The 14,078-nt window shown below is 70.1% G+C and carries 14 protein-coding genes; 8 read left to right on the forward strand and 6 right to left on the reverse strand.

Translation table 11 applies throughout. From position 1 onward, the window contains the following. Positions 1-32 precede the first annotated feature (32 nt). Complete coding sequence (locus K0H49_RS28710; protein WP_219220040.1) at positions 33-1,535, forward strand: amino acid permease; 1,503 nt, start codon at positions 33-35, stop codon at positions 1,533-1,535. 103 nt (positions 1,536-1,638) lie between these two features. Continuing rightward, positions 1,639-2,055 carry a GNAT family N-acetyltransferase gene (locus tag K0H49_RS28715; RefSeq protein WP_219220042.1) on the forward strand — a complete coding sequence of 139 codons (417 nt, stop codon included), beginning with the start codon at positions 1,639-1,641 and terminating at the stop codon, positions 2,053-2,055. Between the two features lie 18 nt (positions 2,056-2,073). On the opposite strand, the gene K0H49_RS28720 is transcribed toward K0H49_RS28715, so the two are convergent. After that, entirely contained in the window at positions 2,074-2,637 is a 564-nt protein-coding gene (locus tag K0H49_RS28720; protein ID WP_219220044.1) for a GNAT family N-acetyltransferase, read from the reverse strand. Between the two features lie 185 nt (positions 2,638-2,822). On the opposite strand from K0H49_RS28720, the gene K0H49_RS28725 reads away from it, so the two are divergent. From K0H49_RS28725 to K0H49_RS28735, 3 genes are read left to right on the forward strand one after another with little or no spacing between them, the layout of a single operon-like run. Continuing rightward, positions 2,823-3,653, forward strand: a complete 831-nt coding sequence (locus tag K0H49_RS28725) for a MetQ/NlpA family ABC transporter substrate-binding protein (protein WP_219220046.1) — start codon at positions 2,823-2,825, stop codon at positions 3,651-3,653. A gap of 56 nt (positions 3,654-3,709) precedes the next feature. Beyond that, on the forward strand, positions 3,710-5,053 hold the full coding sequence (locus K0H49_RS28730) for an LLM class flavin-dependent oxidoreductase (RefSeq protein WP_219220403.1): 1,344 nt from the start codon (positions 3,710-3,712) through the stop codon (positions 5,051-5,053). Next, positions 5,050-5,868 carry a hypothetical protein gene (locus K0H49_RS28735; RefSeq protein WP_219220048.1) on the forward strand — a complete coding sequence of 273 codons (819 nt, stop codon included), beginning with the start codon at positions 5,050-5,052 and terminating at the stop codon, positions 5,866-5,868. The genes K0H49_RS28730 and K0H49_RS28735 overlap by 4 nt, the downstream gene beginning before the upstream one ends. A gap of 10 nt (positions 5,869-5,878) precedes the next feature. On the opposite strand, the gene phnX is transcribed toward K0H49_RS28735, so the two are convergent. The 5 genes from phnX to phnD form a co-directional block, all read right to left on the reverse strand. After that, entirely contained in the window at positions 5,879-6,718 is an 840-nt protein-coding gene (phnX, locus tag K0H49_RS28740; protein ID WP_219220050.1) for a phosphonoacetaldehyde hydrolase, read from the reverse strand. 32 nt (positions 6,719-6,750) lie between these two features. Continuing rightward, positions 6,751-7,839 carry an iron-containing alcohol dehydrogenase PsrA gene (gene psrA / locus K0H49_RS28745; protein WP_219220052.1) on the reverse strand — a complete coding sequence of 363 codons (1,089 nt, stop codon included), beginning with the start codon at positions 7,837-7,839 and terminating at the stop codon, positions 6,751-6,753. Between the two features lie 94 nt (positions 7,840-7,933). After that, positions 7,934-8,764, reverse strand: a complete 831-nt coding sequence (gene phnE / locus K0H49_RS28750) for a phosphonate ABC transporter, permease protein PhnE (protein ID WP_219220053.1) — start codon at positions 8,762-8,764, stop codon at positions 7,934-7,936. 2 nt (positions 8,765-8,766) lie between these two features. Continuing rightward, positions 8,767-9,567: a phosphonate ABC transporter ATP-binding protein gene (gene phnC / locus K0H49_RS28755; RefSeq protein ID WP_219220055.1), complete on the reverse strand. Its 801-nt coding sequence runs from the start codon at positions 9,565-9,567 to the stop codon at positions 8,767-8,769. Further along, complete coding sequence (gene phnD, locus K0H49_RS28760) at positions 9,564-10,433, reverse strand: phosphonate ABC transporter substrate-binding protein (protein WP_219220057.1); 870 nt, start codon at positions 10,431-10,433, stop codon at positions 9,564-9,566. The genes phnC and phnD overlap by 4 nt, the downstream gene beginning before the upstream one ends. Positions 10,434-10,558: 125 nt before the next feature. On the opposite strand from phnD, the gene K0H49_RS28765 reads away from it, so the two are divergent. The 3 genes from K0H49_RS28765 (at position 10,559) to K0H49_RS28775 (ending at position 14,071) form a co-directional block, all read left to right on the forward strand. Beyond that, positions 10,559-11,464, forward strand: coding sequence for a LysR substrate-binding domain-containing protein (locus K0H49_RS28765; protein ID WP_219220059.1), 906 nt, complete (start codon positions 10,559-10,561; stop codon positions 11,462-11,464). Between the two features lie 105 nt (positions 11,465-11,569). Further along, a complete protein-coding gene (locus K0H49_RS28770; RefSeq protein WP_219220060.1) occupies positions 11,570-13,804 on the forward strand; it encodes an alkaline phosphatase family protein in 2,235 nt (744 codons plus the stop codon). A gap of 9 nt (positions 13,805-13,813) precedes the next feature. Beyond that, positions 13,814-14,071, forward strand: a complete 258-nt coding sequence (locus K0H49_RS28775) for a hypothetical protein (RefSeq protein ID WP_219220062.1) — start codon at positions 13,814-13,816, stop codon at positions 14,069-14,071. The last annotated feature ends 7 nt before the right edge of the window (positions 14,072-14,078 follow it).

A 14,078-nucleotide genomic window follows, 5' to 3' on the forward strand; every position in this document is an offset into this window, starting at 1 on the left:
CGTCCCTTCGTCAAGACAACAAAGAGAGAACCATGGAACTGCAGGCAGGGACGACCGCCGACGGGCAAGACACACCGCCCGGGAACCGGGGGCTGCATCGCGTGCTCAAGGCCCGGCACCTGTCGATGATCGCCGTGGGCGGATCGATCGGCACCGGCCTCTTCGTCGCCTCGGGCGCGACCATCTCGCAGGCCGGCCCGGGCGGCGCGCTGCTGGCCTATGCGGTGGTCGGCCTGATGGTCTATTTCCTCATGACCAGCCTCGGCGAGCTGGCCGCGTTCATGCCCGTGTCGGGCTCCTTCGCCACCTATGGCGCGCGCTATGTCGACGAGGGCTTCGGCTTCGCGATCGGCTGGAACTACTGGTACAACTGGGCCGTGACCATCGCGGTCGACCTGGTGGCCGCGCAGCTGGTGATGGCCTACTGGTTTCCCGACGTGCCGGGCGTGCTCTGGAGCGCGCTGTTCCTGGCGCTGATGTTCGGGCTCAACGCGATCTCGGTGCGCGGCTTTGCCGAGGCCGAGTATTGGTTCGCGGCGATCAAGGTCCTGACCGTGATCGTCTTCATCGGCCTGGGCACGCTGATGATCTTCGGCATCCTGCGCGGCGGCTCGCCCCAGGGCTTCATGGGCAACCTCGCCAACTGGGGCCTCGGCGACGCGCCCTTCGTCGGCGGTTTCGCGGCGCTGATCGGCGTGGCCATGATCGTCGGCTTCTCCTTCCAGGGCACCGAGCTCATCGGCATCGCGGCCGGCGAATCGGAAGACCCGGCACGCAACATCCCGCGCGCGGTGCGGCAGGTGTTCTGGCGCATCCTGCTGTTCTACGTGCTCGCCATTGGCGTCATCAGCCTGCTGATCCCCTACACCGATCCGAAGCTGCTCAAGAACGAGGTGGGCGACATCAGCCTGAGCCCCTTCACGCTGGTGTTCGAGCGCGCCGGCCTGCTGTCGGCCGCGGCGCTGATGAACGCGGTGGTGCTGACCTCGGTGCTGTCGGCGGGCAACTCGGGCATGTACGCCTCCACCCGCATGCTCTACACGCTGGCGGTCGAAGGCAAGGCGCCGCGCATCTTCGCGCGCGTCACGGCCAACGGCGTGCCGCGCATGGCGCTGTGGGCCACGGCGGTGGTGGCGGGCCTGTGCTTCTTCAGCTTCGTGTTCAGCCCGCAGAAGGTCTACATCTGGCTGCTCAACGCCTCGGGCATGACCGGCTTCATCGCCTGGCTGGGCATCGCGCTGAGCCACTACCGCTTCCGCAAGGGCTACGCGGCGCAGGGCCTCGACCTGGGCGCGCTGCCCTACCGCGCGGGCCTGTTCCCGCTCGGGCCGGTGTTCGCCTTCCTGCTGTGCCTGGTGATCACGCTGGGCCAGAACTACCAGGCCTTCCTCAACGGCCGCATCGACTGGGCCGGCGTGGTCGCGACCTACATCGGCCTGCCGCTGTTCTTCGCGATCTGGCTGGGCTACCGGCTGGTGCGCGGCGGCGGCATCGTGCGCTACCGGGACATGAAGTTTCCGGCGCCGAAGTTCTGAGTCCGGCGCGTCGCCCGGCCGCTGCACAATCGCCTTCCCATCCACTGTGCCCATGCCCTCCGTGACCGGACCTGACGCCCCCTCCCACACGCTCATCCGCACCATGACCATCGACGACTACGACGATGTGATCGCCCTGATGAAGCAGACGCCCGGCATCTCATTGCGCGACGCCGACTCGCTCGCCGCCACCGAGCGCTACCTGCAGCGCAATCCGGGCCTGAGCTTCGTTGCCGTGGCATCGGGTGCCGTGGTCGGCTGCGTGATGTGCGGGCACGACGGCCGCCGCGGCTATCTGCAGCACCTGCTGGTGCAGCCGGCCCACCGTCGCGCCGGCATCGCCTCGGCGCTGGTCGAACGCTGCCTGGCCGGCCTCGCGTCGCTGGGCATCCTCAAGACGCACATCGACGTGTTACAGACCAATGCGCTGGCCCAGCAGTACTGGGCCGGCAAGGGATGGAAGCTGCGCACCGACATCCACCGCTACTCGTTCACGCGCTCGGGCGACGCGAACGCCTGAGCCGGGGCGCGGCTCCGGCTAGCGATCGCTGGCCAGCAGCCCGTAGAGCGCCGAGTCGGACACCACGCCGTCGATCTCCCAGCGCTGGCGCAGCAGGCCTTCGCGGCGGAAGCCCAGCCGTTCGAGCGCCTGGGCCGAAGCGCCGTTGTCGGGGTCGATCTCGGCCTCGATGCGGCGCAGGCCGAGCCGTTCGAAGCCATGGGCGATGAGCGCGTGGCCCGCCTCGGCGATGTAGCCCTTGCCCCAGTGGCTGCGGCCGATGCCGAAGCCGATCTCGGCCCGCCTGGAGGCCTTGTCGATGGCGAAGAGCATGCATTTTCCGATCGGTGGGTCCCCGCCCTTCAGGCAGATGCCCAGCGTGAGCGCGGCCTGGCGGTCCATCTCCTCGCGGCGCTCCGCGATGAAGCGCGCCGCGATGTCGACCGAGGGCCAGGGCGGGGTGTTCCAGTACTTCATGACCTCGGGGTCGGAGAAGATGGCGAACAGCGCATCGGCATCTGCGGCGGCCAGCGGCCGCAGCGCGAGGCGTTCGGTGGCGATGTGCGGAAGGAAAGGGTTGTCTTGCGGGGCAGGAGATTTCATCGGCGCGCAAGGCTACAGGAGCGAGGCGCCGAAGACCTGACCTTCGGCCTACGGATTGCCGGCCCATGGGCGGCAGCGCTTGCCCCGCCTGTCTGTTCCGTCTATCGAAAGTCGATTTGATTCCTTGGCCTCCCGGCGCGGAAGTGAAACAGTGCGCTCCCTCTTCACAACGCCTGGGTCCTTTCATGCAGACGCCTCTTCTGGCCAGCCGTCGCCGGCTGCTTCTCCATTCCGTCCTCTCCACCGCGGCCCTGGCGGCCGGGCTCGCGGGGCCGGGCATCGCATCGGCGCAGGCGAGCAAGCCCCTGCGCATCGGCCTGGCCGCGAGCCCGGCCAACGACGCCGTGAAGCTGATCGCCAGGAAGATCGAAGCCGAAGGCATCAAGGTCGAGATCATCGAGTTCAACGACTGGGTCACGCCCAACACCGCGCTGGCCGAAGGCGCGATCGACGTCAACTACTTCCAGCACATCCCCTTCCTGGAGAACGTCAAGTCGGCCAAGGGCTACGACCTCAAGGCCGTCGCGCCCGGCTACATCACCTGGCTCGGCATCTACTCCGACCGCGTCAAGCGGCTGGAGGACGTCAAGCAGGGCGCCACCGTGTCCTTCGCCAACGACCCGGTCAACACTGGCCGGGCGCTGCGCATGCTCGACGACGTGGGCCTGATCAAGCTGCGCGACGGTTCCGATTTCCGCGCCACCGTGACCGACGTGATCGGCAACCCGAAGCAACTCAAGCTGGTGCCGGTGGAGGCGCAGCACGTGGCGCGCGCACTGGGCGACGTGGACCTGGGCGTGACCTTCCCGTCCTTCATCAAGCTCGCGGGCAAGGACCCGAACGGCGCGATCGTCTACCAAAAGCCTTCGACGCTCTACGCCATCCACTGGGTGACGCGCACGGCCGATGCGAACGACCCGCGCGTCAAGCGCTTCATCGCGCTCTACAACAGCACGCCCGAGGTCAAGGAAATCCTGCGCAAGCAGTACGGCGAGCTGATCGCCTTCGGCTGGTGAGCGGAAGCGGCACGCCCGTGGCAGACAAGAAGCACATCCTGCTTAACGCGTTCAACATGAACAGCGTGGGCCACATCGCGCACGGCCTCTGGACGCATCCGCGCGACCGTTCCGAGGACTACCGGCGCCTCGGCTACTGGACCGAGCTCGCGCGCACGCTGGAGCGCGGCAAGTTCGACGGCCTGTTCCTGGCCGACATCGTCGGCGTCAACGACGTCTTCGGCCAGTCGCCCGAAGCCGCGCTGCAGGAGTCGGTGCAGGTGCCGATCAACGACCCGCTGCTGCTGATCCCTGCGATGGCCGCGGTGACGCAGCACCTGGGCTTCGGCGTGACCTCGAACGTGAGCTACGAGCGGCCCTACCTGTTCGCGCGCCGCATGTCGACGCTCGACCACCTGACCGAGGGCCGCGTGGGCTGGAACATCGTCACGGGCTACCTCGACAGCGCCGCGCGCGCCCACGGGCTGACCGAGCAGATCCGGCACGACGAGCGCTACGACATGGCCGACGACTACATGGACCTGGTCTACAAGCTGTGGGAAGGCAGCTGGGAAGACGACGCCGTGGTGCGCGACCGCGCGGGACGCGTGTTCACGCAGCCCGGCAAGGTGCACCGCATCGTGCACGACGGGCCCTTCCACAAGCTCGATGCGATCCACCTCAGCGAGCCCTCGCCGCAGCGCACACCGGTGCTGTTCCAGGCCGGCGGCTCGGAGCGCGGGCGGGAGTTCGCGGCCACGCATGCGGAGTGCGTGTTCATCAACGCACCGACTTCCGAGCTCAACGCCTTCATCTCGGCCGACATCCGCGCCCGCGCGGTGCGGCATGGCCGGCGGGCCGACGATATCAAGGTGTTCGCGGGCGCGATCGTGGTGGTGGGCGCCACCGAGCGCGAGGCACGCGAGAAGTACGAGGACTACCGCCGGTACGCGAGTCCGCAGGCCGGCCTGACGCACTTCAGCGCCTCGACCGGCATCGACCTCTCGACCTACGGCCTGGACGACCCGATCCGCTACGCCCCGACCCAGGCCATGGTGTCGGCGGTCGAGTCGATCACGCAGCGCAGCCCGGAGAAGGTCTGGACCGTGCGCAAGCTGCTCGCGCTGATGGAACTGGGCAGCCGCACGGCCGCCATCGTGGGCTCGCCCGAGCAGGTGGCCGACGAATTGCAGGCGCGCGTGGCGCACAGCGGCATCGACGGCTTCAACCTGATGCGCACCGTGACGCCCGAGAGCTATGTCGACTTCGTCGACCTGGTGGTGCCGGTGCTGCAGGACCGCGGCGTCTACAAGCGCGACTATGCCCAAGGCACGCTGCGGCACAAGCTCTTCGGCGAAGGCGCGAAGCTGCCCACGCGCCATGCGGGCGCGGCGCGGCGCTACGACGCAGCCACGGCATGAGCGCCACCGCTTCGACCGACTGGGGCCCGGCGCTGGAAGACGCGCTGTTCCTCACCGTCGCGCACCGGCATGTGCCCGGCCTGCCTGCGCGCCGTGCCGCGCCGCCGCGCGGCCCCGAAACGCCCGCGGAGGTGCAGGCCCTGTGCGACGACTGGGTGCGCACCGCCGCGCACGACCTGTTCATCGTGCAGGCCGTGGCGCGCGCGATGCACACCGTGTTCGCAGACGATCCGCATGTGCAGCTGCTGCTGTCGCGCCAGCTGGGCGACGACGGCGACCACGCGGTGGAGGCGCGCCGCCACCTGTGGGCGCTGCGCGGCAGCGACCCGTTGCCGGAGATCCGGCGCCACCTGGCCGAGCACTGGGCGCGCGCGGGCGACATCCCGTTTCGCAGCGTGGCCGGCTTCCTGGCTTTCGAGTTCCACTACGAGCTCTACATCCTGGCGCGCATGCAGATCGTGCGGCGCACCGCGCGCATCGCCGATACGGCCATGAAGGATTTCGCCGAGTCGCGCATCCGGCCCGACGAAGCCTTCCATCGCAGCCAGATCATGGGCTGGTGGCTCGACAGGCTGCAGGCCATGGGCCAGGAGGAACGCGCGCGCTTCACACGCGAGATCCTGGCGCAGGACGAGGCGCTGCAGCAGCGGCTCAACCCCTTCCTGCGGCACGAGCTGGCCGACATGGCGCGGGTCTACGGCGCCGACCTGGCCGAGGCCCATGCGATCTACGATGACTGGCGGCGCACGCTGCTGGCGAAGCTGCTGGACACCGATGCCTCGGCGTTGGGCGCGCTCACCAGCATCGAGCACTGAGGCGGCGCGATTACAGCGCAGCCGGCTCGCCGCCGCGCTGCGCGATCTCCTGCAGCGCGCGCGGCAGGTCCGCGATGCTGTCGATCACGACATGCGCGCCCGCTGCGTACAGGCGCTGCGCCGCGGCTTCGCGCAGCGCACCGACCTCCGCGGGCGGCAGGCGGCCCAGCGCCTCTTCGGTCAGGCCGACCTCGTTGCCGGCCAGGCTGATGCCCACGCACCACATGCCCGCGTTGCGGCCTTCCTCGATGCCCGGCGTGGTGTCGTCGACCTTGACGCAGGCGCGAACGTCGCCGATCTTCAAGGCCAGCACGTTGGCCAGCGCCATGTACGGGCCGGGGCGGCCGCCCGCGGGCAGCTCGTCGCCGGCCACCACGTGGTCGGGCGCGATGCCGCGCGCGGCGGCCAGCGGAAGCAGCACGTCCAGCACCTGGCGCGGGTAGCCCGAGCAGGAGCCGATCTTCAGGCCCTGCGCGCGCAGCCAGGCGAGCGTCTCGACCGCACCCGGGATCGGCTGCGAGTAGTCGCCGACCTTCTGGATCTGCATCGGCATGAAGCGCTGGTACAGCGCGTCGATGTCCTGCTCGGCGGGCGTTGCATGGAAGCGCTGTTGCCATTGCGCGAGGATGCTCGGCTCCTCCAGCAGCGTGCGGATGTGGTCGCGCTTCGACAACCCCATGGGACCGCGCGCCTGCACCAGCGTGATGGCGATGCCGAAGGTGGCGAAGGCCTCGACGAAGATCTGCGTGGGCGCCAGCGAGCCGAAGTCGACCAGCGTGCCGGCCCAGTCGAAGATGACGGCCTCGAGGCGGCGGGGAGGCCATGCGGTGGGGAGTGCGGAGTTGTTCATGGTCGGTGCGTCGGAAAAGGTGAGGGAGGAATTCAGGCGGTGATGAAATTGCGCCCGCGCGCACCGGCCAGCGCCTGCGCGATGCGTGCGCTCCAGTCGGCTTCGGCGATGCCGTAGCTCGCGGGGTCCACGCTCACGCCCAGGTCCTGCAGGAAGGCGGTCAGGGTGTCGATCGCCTCGTCGATGTGGCCGGCGCCGAAGGCCGAGCGCAGCAGCGCATCGAGCTCGGCATCGCGGCCAGCGGCGAGCCGCATGATCCGCGGCAGGCTGAACGAGCAGGCGATGCCGTGCGGCGTGCCGTGCTGCAGCGTGATGTCGTAGGACAGCGAGTGCGCGAGCGCGGTGCGGGTGTTGGAGAAGGCCAGGCCGGCCTGCAGCGCCGCGGTGGCGAGGCGCTCGCGCAGGTCGCGGCTTTGGGGCGCCGCCAGCAGGGCGGGCAGCGTGGCCAGGATGCTGCGCACCGCGCTGACTGCGAGGCTGGCCGACACCGGGTTGCGGTGCACGTTCCACAGCGATTCGAGCGCATGCGACAGCGCATCGAGTCCGCTGGCCAGCGTGGCCGCGTGCGGCAGGCTCAGCATCAGGTCGGCGTCGACGATGGCTGCCTGCGGCCAGGTCCAGGGCAGTTGCAGCGACAGCTTGCGTGCGCGCGCCTGGTCCCACACGGTGGCCCAGGGCGTGACTTCGCTGCCGGTGCCCGCGGTGGTCGGAATGGCCAGCAGCCGGCGATGCCGCAGCGTCGAGGCCGGATCGGGCTGCGCGCCTTCGAGCAGTGCCTGCAGTTCGTCGAAGCGGCCCGTGGCGGGGCGGGTGAGCATCACCTTGGCGCAGTCGATCACGCTGCCGCCGCCCAGCGCAACGATGCACTCGACGTCGGCGTGATCGCGCCACAGCCGCTCGTACATCGGCGCGAGCCAGGCCACATCGGGGTTGGGCCGCACGTCGGTCTCGACCGCGGCGAGGCGCTCGCCCAGCAGCGCACGGATGCGCTCGACGAGCCCGAGCCCGAGCGCTTCGGGGAAGGCGATCAGGATCGCGCGGCGCGCGCCGAGCAGTTGCGGCAGGGCCGTCAGCGAGCCGCAGCCGGCATGCACGTCGACGGGGTTGTAGGAGGTCCACATGGCGGGTGTCGTTCAGGGAAGGCGCGCGTCGCGGTGACGCGCACGGCAGGAAAAAGAAGGAGGGCGCGGCGCACGCGGGCGCCGCGCGGTGGGGTCAATGGCGCCCGCTGTTCTGGATGCGGTGGCGCAGCTGGCTCGACAGCGTGTCGGCCACCACCACCATGACGGTGATCACGATGATGCAGGTGGCGGTCTCGGGGTAGCGGAACAGCTTGAGGCTGCTCACCAGCTCGAAGCCCAGCCCGCCCGCGCCGACCATGCCCAGCACGGTGGCCGAACGCAGGTTGACTTCGAAGCGATAGAGCACGACCGCGATCCAGGCCGTGATCACCTGCGGCAGCACGCCGAAGACGATCACCTGCAGCGGCCGCGCACCGGTGGCGCGCAGCGCCTCGAGCGGACCCTGGTCGATCTCCTCGATGGCATCGGCGAAGAACTTGCCCAGCATGCCGGCGCCGTGCAGCGCGAGGGCCAGCACGCCGGGGAAGGGACCCAGGCCGACGGCCGAGACGAAGACCAGCGCGAGGATCAGTTCGTTGATGCTGCGCACCACGTTGAGCACCTGCCGCGTGCCCTGGTAGACCCAGCGCCGGCTCTGCAGGTTGCGCGCGGCCAGGAAGGACAGCGGGATGGCCGGCAGCACCGCCAGCAGCGTGCCCCAGACGGCGATCTGCACGGTCTCCAGTGCGGGCGCAACCAGGCGGTCGAGGATGCGCAGGTCGGGCGGCAGCGTGCGGCCCAGGAAGTCGAGGATCTGCGGCAGGCCCGCGGCCAGCTCGGACCAGCTCAGCTGCGCCCCGGCGGCGCTCCACTGCAGCGCCCAGGCGATCACGCAGGCGCCGATCATCAGCTGGGCCCAGCTGCGGCGGCTCTCGGGCAGCGGGCCGGTCCAGGCGTACTTGCTTGTTGTCGATGGGGCGTTCATGTTCATGCTCCGGTGCGGGCCATCGAAGGCAGGGCCAGCGCGGGCTGGAGGGCCGCCTCCGCGCGCTCGGGCGAAGGGGGTGCCATGTAGATGCGGTCGATGTCGGCCTGGCCCATCTCCTGCGGCGGGCCGTCGAACACCACGCGGCCCTGGGCCAGGCCGACGATGCGGTCGGCGAACTCGCGTGCGTAGTCGACCTGGTGCAGGTTGCACAGCACGGTGATGCCCAGCGCGCGCGAGGCGTCGTGCAGGTACTGCAGCACCTTGCGCGAGGTCTGCGGATCGAGGCTGGCCACGGGCTCGTCGGCCAGGATGACGCGCGGGCGCTGCGCCAGGGCGCGTGCGATGCCCACGCGCTGCATCTGGCCGCCCGACAGCGAATCGGTGCGCGCGTGCGCCTTGTGCGCCAGGCCCACGCGGCCCAGGCATTCGTGCGCCAGCGCGATGTCCTCGCGGCTGAAGAAGTGCAGCACCGAGGCCAGCGTCGAGACCGCGCCGAGCCGGCCGGTGAGCACGTTCTTCAGCGCGCTCAGGCGCGGCACCACGTTGTGGTGCTGGAAGATCATGGCCACGCGCTGGCGCAGCGCGCGGGTGTCGGCGCAGTGCACCGCGTCCATGCCGTCGACCTCGAGCTCGCCGCCGTCGGCCACGGCCAGCCGGTTCACGCAACGCAGCAGCGTCGACTTGCCGGCGCCCGATTCGCCGAGCACCACGACGAACTCGCCAGGCGCGGCGTCGAGGTCCACACCGCGCAGCACGGTGTTGTCGCCGTACTGCTTGGTGAGTGCCCGGATGCGGATCACTTCATGCTCCGCAGGTCGAGCTTGAGCACCTTGGCCGTGTCGCGCACCACGTTGTAGGCCGCGTCGTTGGTGGGCTGGAAGCCGTTGAGCACGCCCTGGTCGCCCCAGGGCAGGTCCTTCACGTTGGCCAGGGCCTTGGCAATGCGCGCCTTGAGCGCCGGGTCGAGGTCCTTGCGCCAGACCATCGGCGACTCGGGGATCGGGTTCGAGGACCAGACGATCTCGAGTTCGTCGGCCTTGACCTGGCCCTTGGCGATGGCGCTCGCGAGGATGCGATCGGCCACGGCGGCGGCATCGACCTTCTTGTTGGTCACGGCCAGGATGCTGGCGTCGTGCGAGCCGGAGAAGATCACGCGGCCGAAGAAGCTCTCGGGGTCGTAGCCGGCCTGCAGCAGGCCGGCCTTGGGGAACAGGTGGCCCGAGGCCGAGGTCGGGTCGACGAAGGCGAAGGTGCGGCCCTTGAGGTCGGCGGTCTTGGCCAGGCCGCTGTCCTTGCGCGCGATGATCACGCTCTTGTAGGCGCTCTGGCCGGTCTTCTTGGTGACGGCCACCGCGAAGGCTTCGACGTCGGCGACCTGGTTCGCGAGCACGTACGAGAACGGGCCGAGGTAGGCCACGTCGAGCTTCTTGGAGCGCAGCGCCTCGATCACGCCGTTGTAGTCGGTGGCGACGAAGGGCTTGACCGGCATGCCGAGCTGCTGCTGCAGGCTGTCGAGCACCTGGCGGCTGCTCTCGATCATGGCTTGCGAATCCTCGGCCGGGATCAGGCCGATGGTCAACGGCTGCTGCGCCAGGGCGGGCACGGCGGCCAGGGTCGACAGGGTCAGGGCGATCAGGCTGCGGCGCAGGCGGAAGAGGGTGTTCATGGGGGTGGGCGGTGGAGTGAGGGGGTTGGACGTGTGGGAACTGGCACAAGGTTAAGAACGCCATGTGACAGCCTCATATCAACTCGATCACGAATTTGTCATCGTTCGATTCACACAATCTATGGATGTCAGCCGCCAAACTCCGTGCCTTCCTTGCCGTCGCCCAGCATGGGAGCTTCAGCGCCGCCGCGCGCGCCGTGGGCCTGAGCCAGCCCACGCTGACCACCCAGGTCCAGGGGTTGGAGCGCCAGCACAAGGTGGTGCTGTTCCATCGCCAGGGCCATCGCATCGAGCTCACCAGCGTCGGCGAGCGGCTGCTGCCGGTCGCGCGCCAGATCGCCTCGCTCGAACTCGATGCCTGGAACCTGCTGCACGACAGCGGCGACCTGCAGTCGGGTGAGCTGCGGCTGGGCGCGGTCGGCCCCTTCCACGTGATCGAGATGGTCGATGCCTACCGCCAGCGCTATCCGCGGCTCGACGTGTCGATCCGCATGGGCAACTCCTCGTCGGTGTTCAAGGACCTCGAGGACTACGCCATCGACATCGGCGTGCTGGCGCGCTTCCACGAGACGCCCGGCTTCAGCGCCACGCCCTATGCGCGGCATGCGCTGATCCTGTTCGTGCATCGCGCTCATCCCTTTGCGAACCGTGGCCAGATCCGGCTGGAGGAACTGCACGGCCAGCCGCTGCTGCAGCGCGAGAGCGGCTCCAGCACGCGGCGCGCGCTCGACGAGGCGCTGGCGCGCGCGGGCGTGCGGCCCCGGCCCGCGATGGAGATCGGCAGCCGCGAGGCGATCCGCGAAGCGGCGGCGCGCGGCATCGGCATTGGCGCGGTGTCGGAGGCCGAGTTCATTCCCGACACGCGGCTGCGCACCGTGCGCATCGAGGGCGACCCGGCCGTGACGCAGACCTATCTCTATTGCCTGCAGGTGCGGCGCGAGAGCCGCGTGCTGGCCTCCTTCTTCGACGTGGCGCTCGCGCTGCGCAAAGGGGTGGACGACCACGCGAGGCCCTGGCCCGATGCGACCTGACGAGAAAGCCGACAGCAAGATCGAAATACCCATGGGCTTTCGTCTCTGGCACGTCACCGCGCTCTTCTGTAATTCGACCACCCCATTCACAAAGGCAGTCGAAAAATGTCCGTCGCGTCATCCCGCACACTCACCTTCCCGCGCGCCACCGTCGGCCGCGGGCATCGGCCGGCACGGCCCTCCCTCGCGCGCTGGCGCACCCTGGCGCTCGCCGCCGCCCTGGGCGCGGTGCTGAGCGCCTGCGGCGGCGGCAGCAGCGGCAGTGGCACCGGATCGCCCACGCCGACCCCGCCCACCGACCCCGCGCAACCCGAAGCGCCGGGCACGCCGACGGTGCGCCGCACGCTGCTGATCGACATCGACGGCGCCACCTACGCCGCAGTGCAGGCCGGCATCGCCAACGGCAGCCTGCCGAACCTCGCGAAGCTGGAGCCGCGGCTGGCCTACAGCGGCGGCAGGGTCGGCACGCCCTCGCAGCAGCCCACGCTCGACACGCCGGGCTGGGCCACGCTGCTGACCGGCGCCTGGGCCAGCCGGCACCAGGTGCTGTCGCAGGCGCCGAAGCAGGTCATGCGCGGCCCTACGCTGTACCAGCGCCTCAAGCAGAACGACGCCAAGGGCCAACATGGCGCGGCCGTGGCATCGCAGGGCCTGGCCCAGCTGCTGGCGTCGGAACACGACAGCGGCAACCTCGACACGCTGGGCGATTGCTCGAAGGACGCCGCGGCGACCGACTGCGTGACCACGCAGGCCACGCAGATGATCGGCGGCAGCTACACCACGGTGCTCGCGCAGTACCGCGCGGCCAAGGACGCGGCGCTGGACTTCGGCCAGAACGCGCCGCAATACGCGGGCACGCTGGCCAGGCTCGACCAGGCCGTCGGCACGCTGGTGGCCGAGACCGCCAAACGCGGCAGCGAACGCTGGCTGATCGTGGTCACCGGCAACCACGGCCTGAGCGCCAACAGCCAGGACGACGGCCTGCCGCTGCTGCCCGAATCCGCCACCTTCATCGGCCTCAACCAGCCCGCCAACATCGGCGCCGACGGCGTCGGCGCGCCGCTGCCGCAGACGCTGGCCGAGCTGTACGCGCACGCCAGCATCGCCGACGTCACGCCCACGCTGCTGGGCTACCTCGATGCGCTGCCCGACACCCGGAGCTATGCGATGGACGGCGCACGCCTGGTCGGCGCGCAGCCGGTGTCGCAGCTGAACGCGACGGTGCTCGACAACAACTCGGCCGACGTGCGCGTGGCGCTGGGCTGGACCGCGCCGGCCAAGGGCGCGATCACGGTGCTGCGCGGCGGCGAGGTGATCGCCTCGCAACTGCCCGCGGGCACCACGTCGTACATCGACACCCAGCTGTCGCAGCTGCTGGTGGCCAAGGGCACCTACCAGCTCGCGTACACGGTGCAGGCCGGCGATGGCGCCGAGGCCGCCACGCGCGCCGTGCTCACGCCGTCCGTGTCGTACGTGCCGCCGGTGCCGCTGGCGCCCACCCTGCGCAACGGCCTGGTGTCGTACTACCCCTTCAGCGCCACGCTGCCGCCCGTCGACGCGATGGCGCACAGCACGATGGGCCCGGCCTCCAGCGAGCTGCCCGCCGGCGCCGGCCTGGTCGTGCCCGGCCCGCTCGCGGGCACGCAGGGCCTGCTGGTCGACACCAACTTCGTGACCGCCAGCGGCCTCGAAGGCTACCGGCTCACGCCGGCCGAAGGCTTCGACATCGGCAAGGGCAGCGCGCCGCAGTTCACGCTGGGCTTCTGGTTCAAGACGCCTGCGTGCGTGGACCGCAACAACGTGACCATCCTCTCGAACAAGAGCTACGTGAGCGGCGGCAATGCCGGCGTCGCGGTCGGCCTGTTCGCGAGCTCGGGCAACCAGTGCGGCGTGGCCTTCAACATCGGCTCGGGCGGCGGCGTGCGCGCCGACGGGCCGACCGGGCCCTACACGCAGATCACGGTCAACCGCTGGGTGTACATCGCCTTCTCGGTCGACGGCGTGGCCAAGACCATGAACATGGTCGTGTTCGATCCGGTCACCGGCACCACCAACCGCGTGGCCACGGGCAAGTCGACCGGCAGCGTGGACCTGTCGAAGCTCTCGCCCTATCCGCAGTGGGGCATCGGCGACGACGGCACCGGCACCTTCCTGATGAACAAGTGCAACGGCACGGTCACGCCGCCGTACTTCGCGGGCAAGTGCGCGACCGCGCCCACCTACCAGCAGCACTTCGGCGACCTGGCGATGTGGAACCGCGTGCTGAGCGACGCCGAACTGCAGTCCATCTTCCTGTCGAACAAGCCGCTGTCGACGCTGCCCGCGACGCCCGCACCCTGAGGACGCACGATGACATCCCAGATCCTTTCGTCCGGCTGGCGCGCCTGCGCCAAGGCGGTGGCCGTGGCGGGCATGGCCTGCGTGCTGGTGGCGGGTTGCGGTGGAGGAGGGGGCGGCCCCGCCCCGTCGGCACCGCCGCCTGCGGCCAGCGGCGACGGCGCCGCGCCCCCCGCGGTGCCGATCGTCACGGCGCCCACGCCGGGCCCGGGCGCGGAAGCCGGCGCCGATGCGCCGCGCCCGAACTCGAAGCTCGACTGCGCGCCCTGACAACGCA

It is taken from the genome of Variovorax boronicumulans, assembly GCF_019352895.1.
Lineage (GTDB): Bacteria > Pseudomonadota > Gammaproteobacteria > Burkholderiales > Burkholderiaceae_C > Variovorax > Variovorax boronicumulans_A.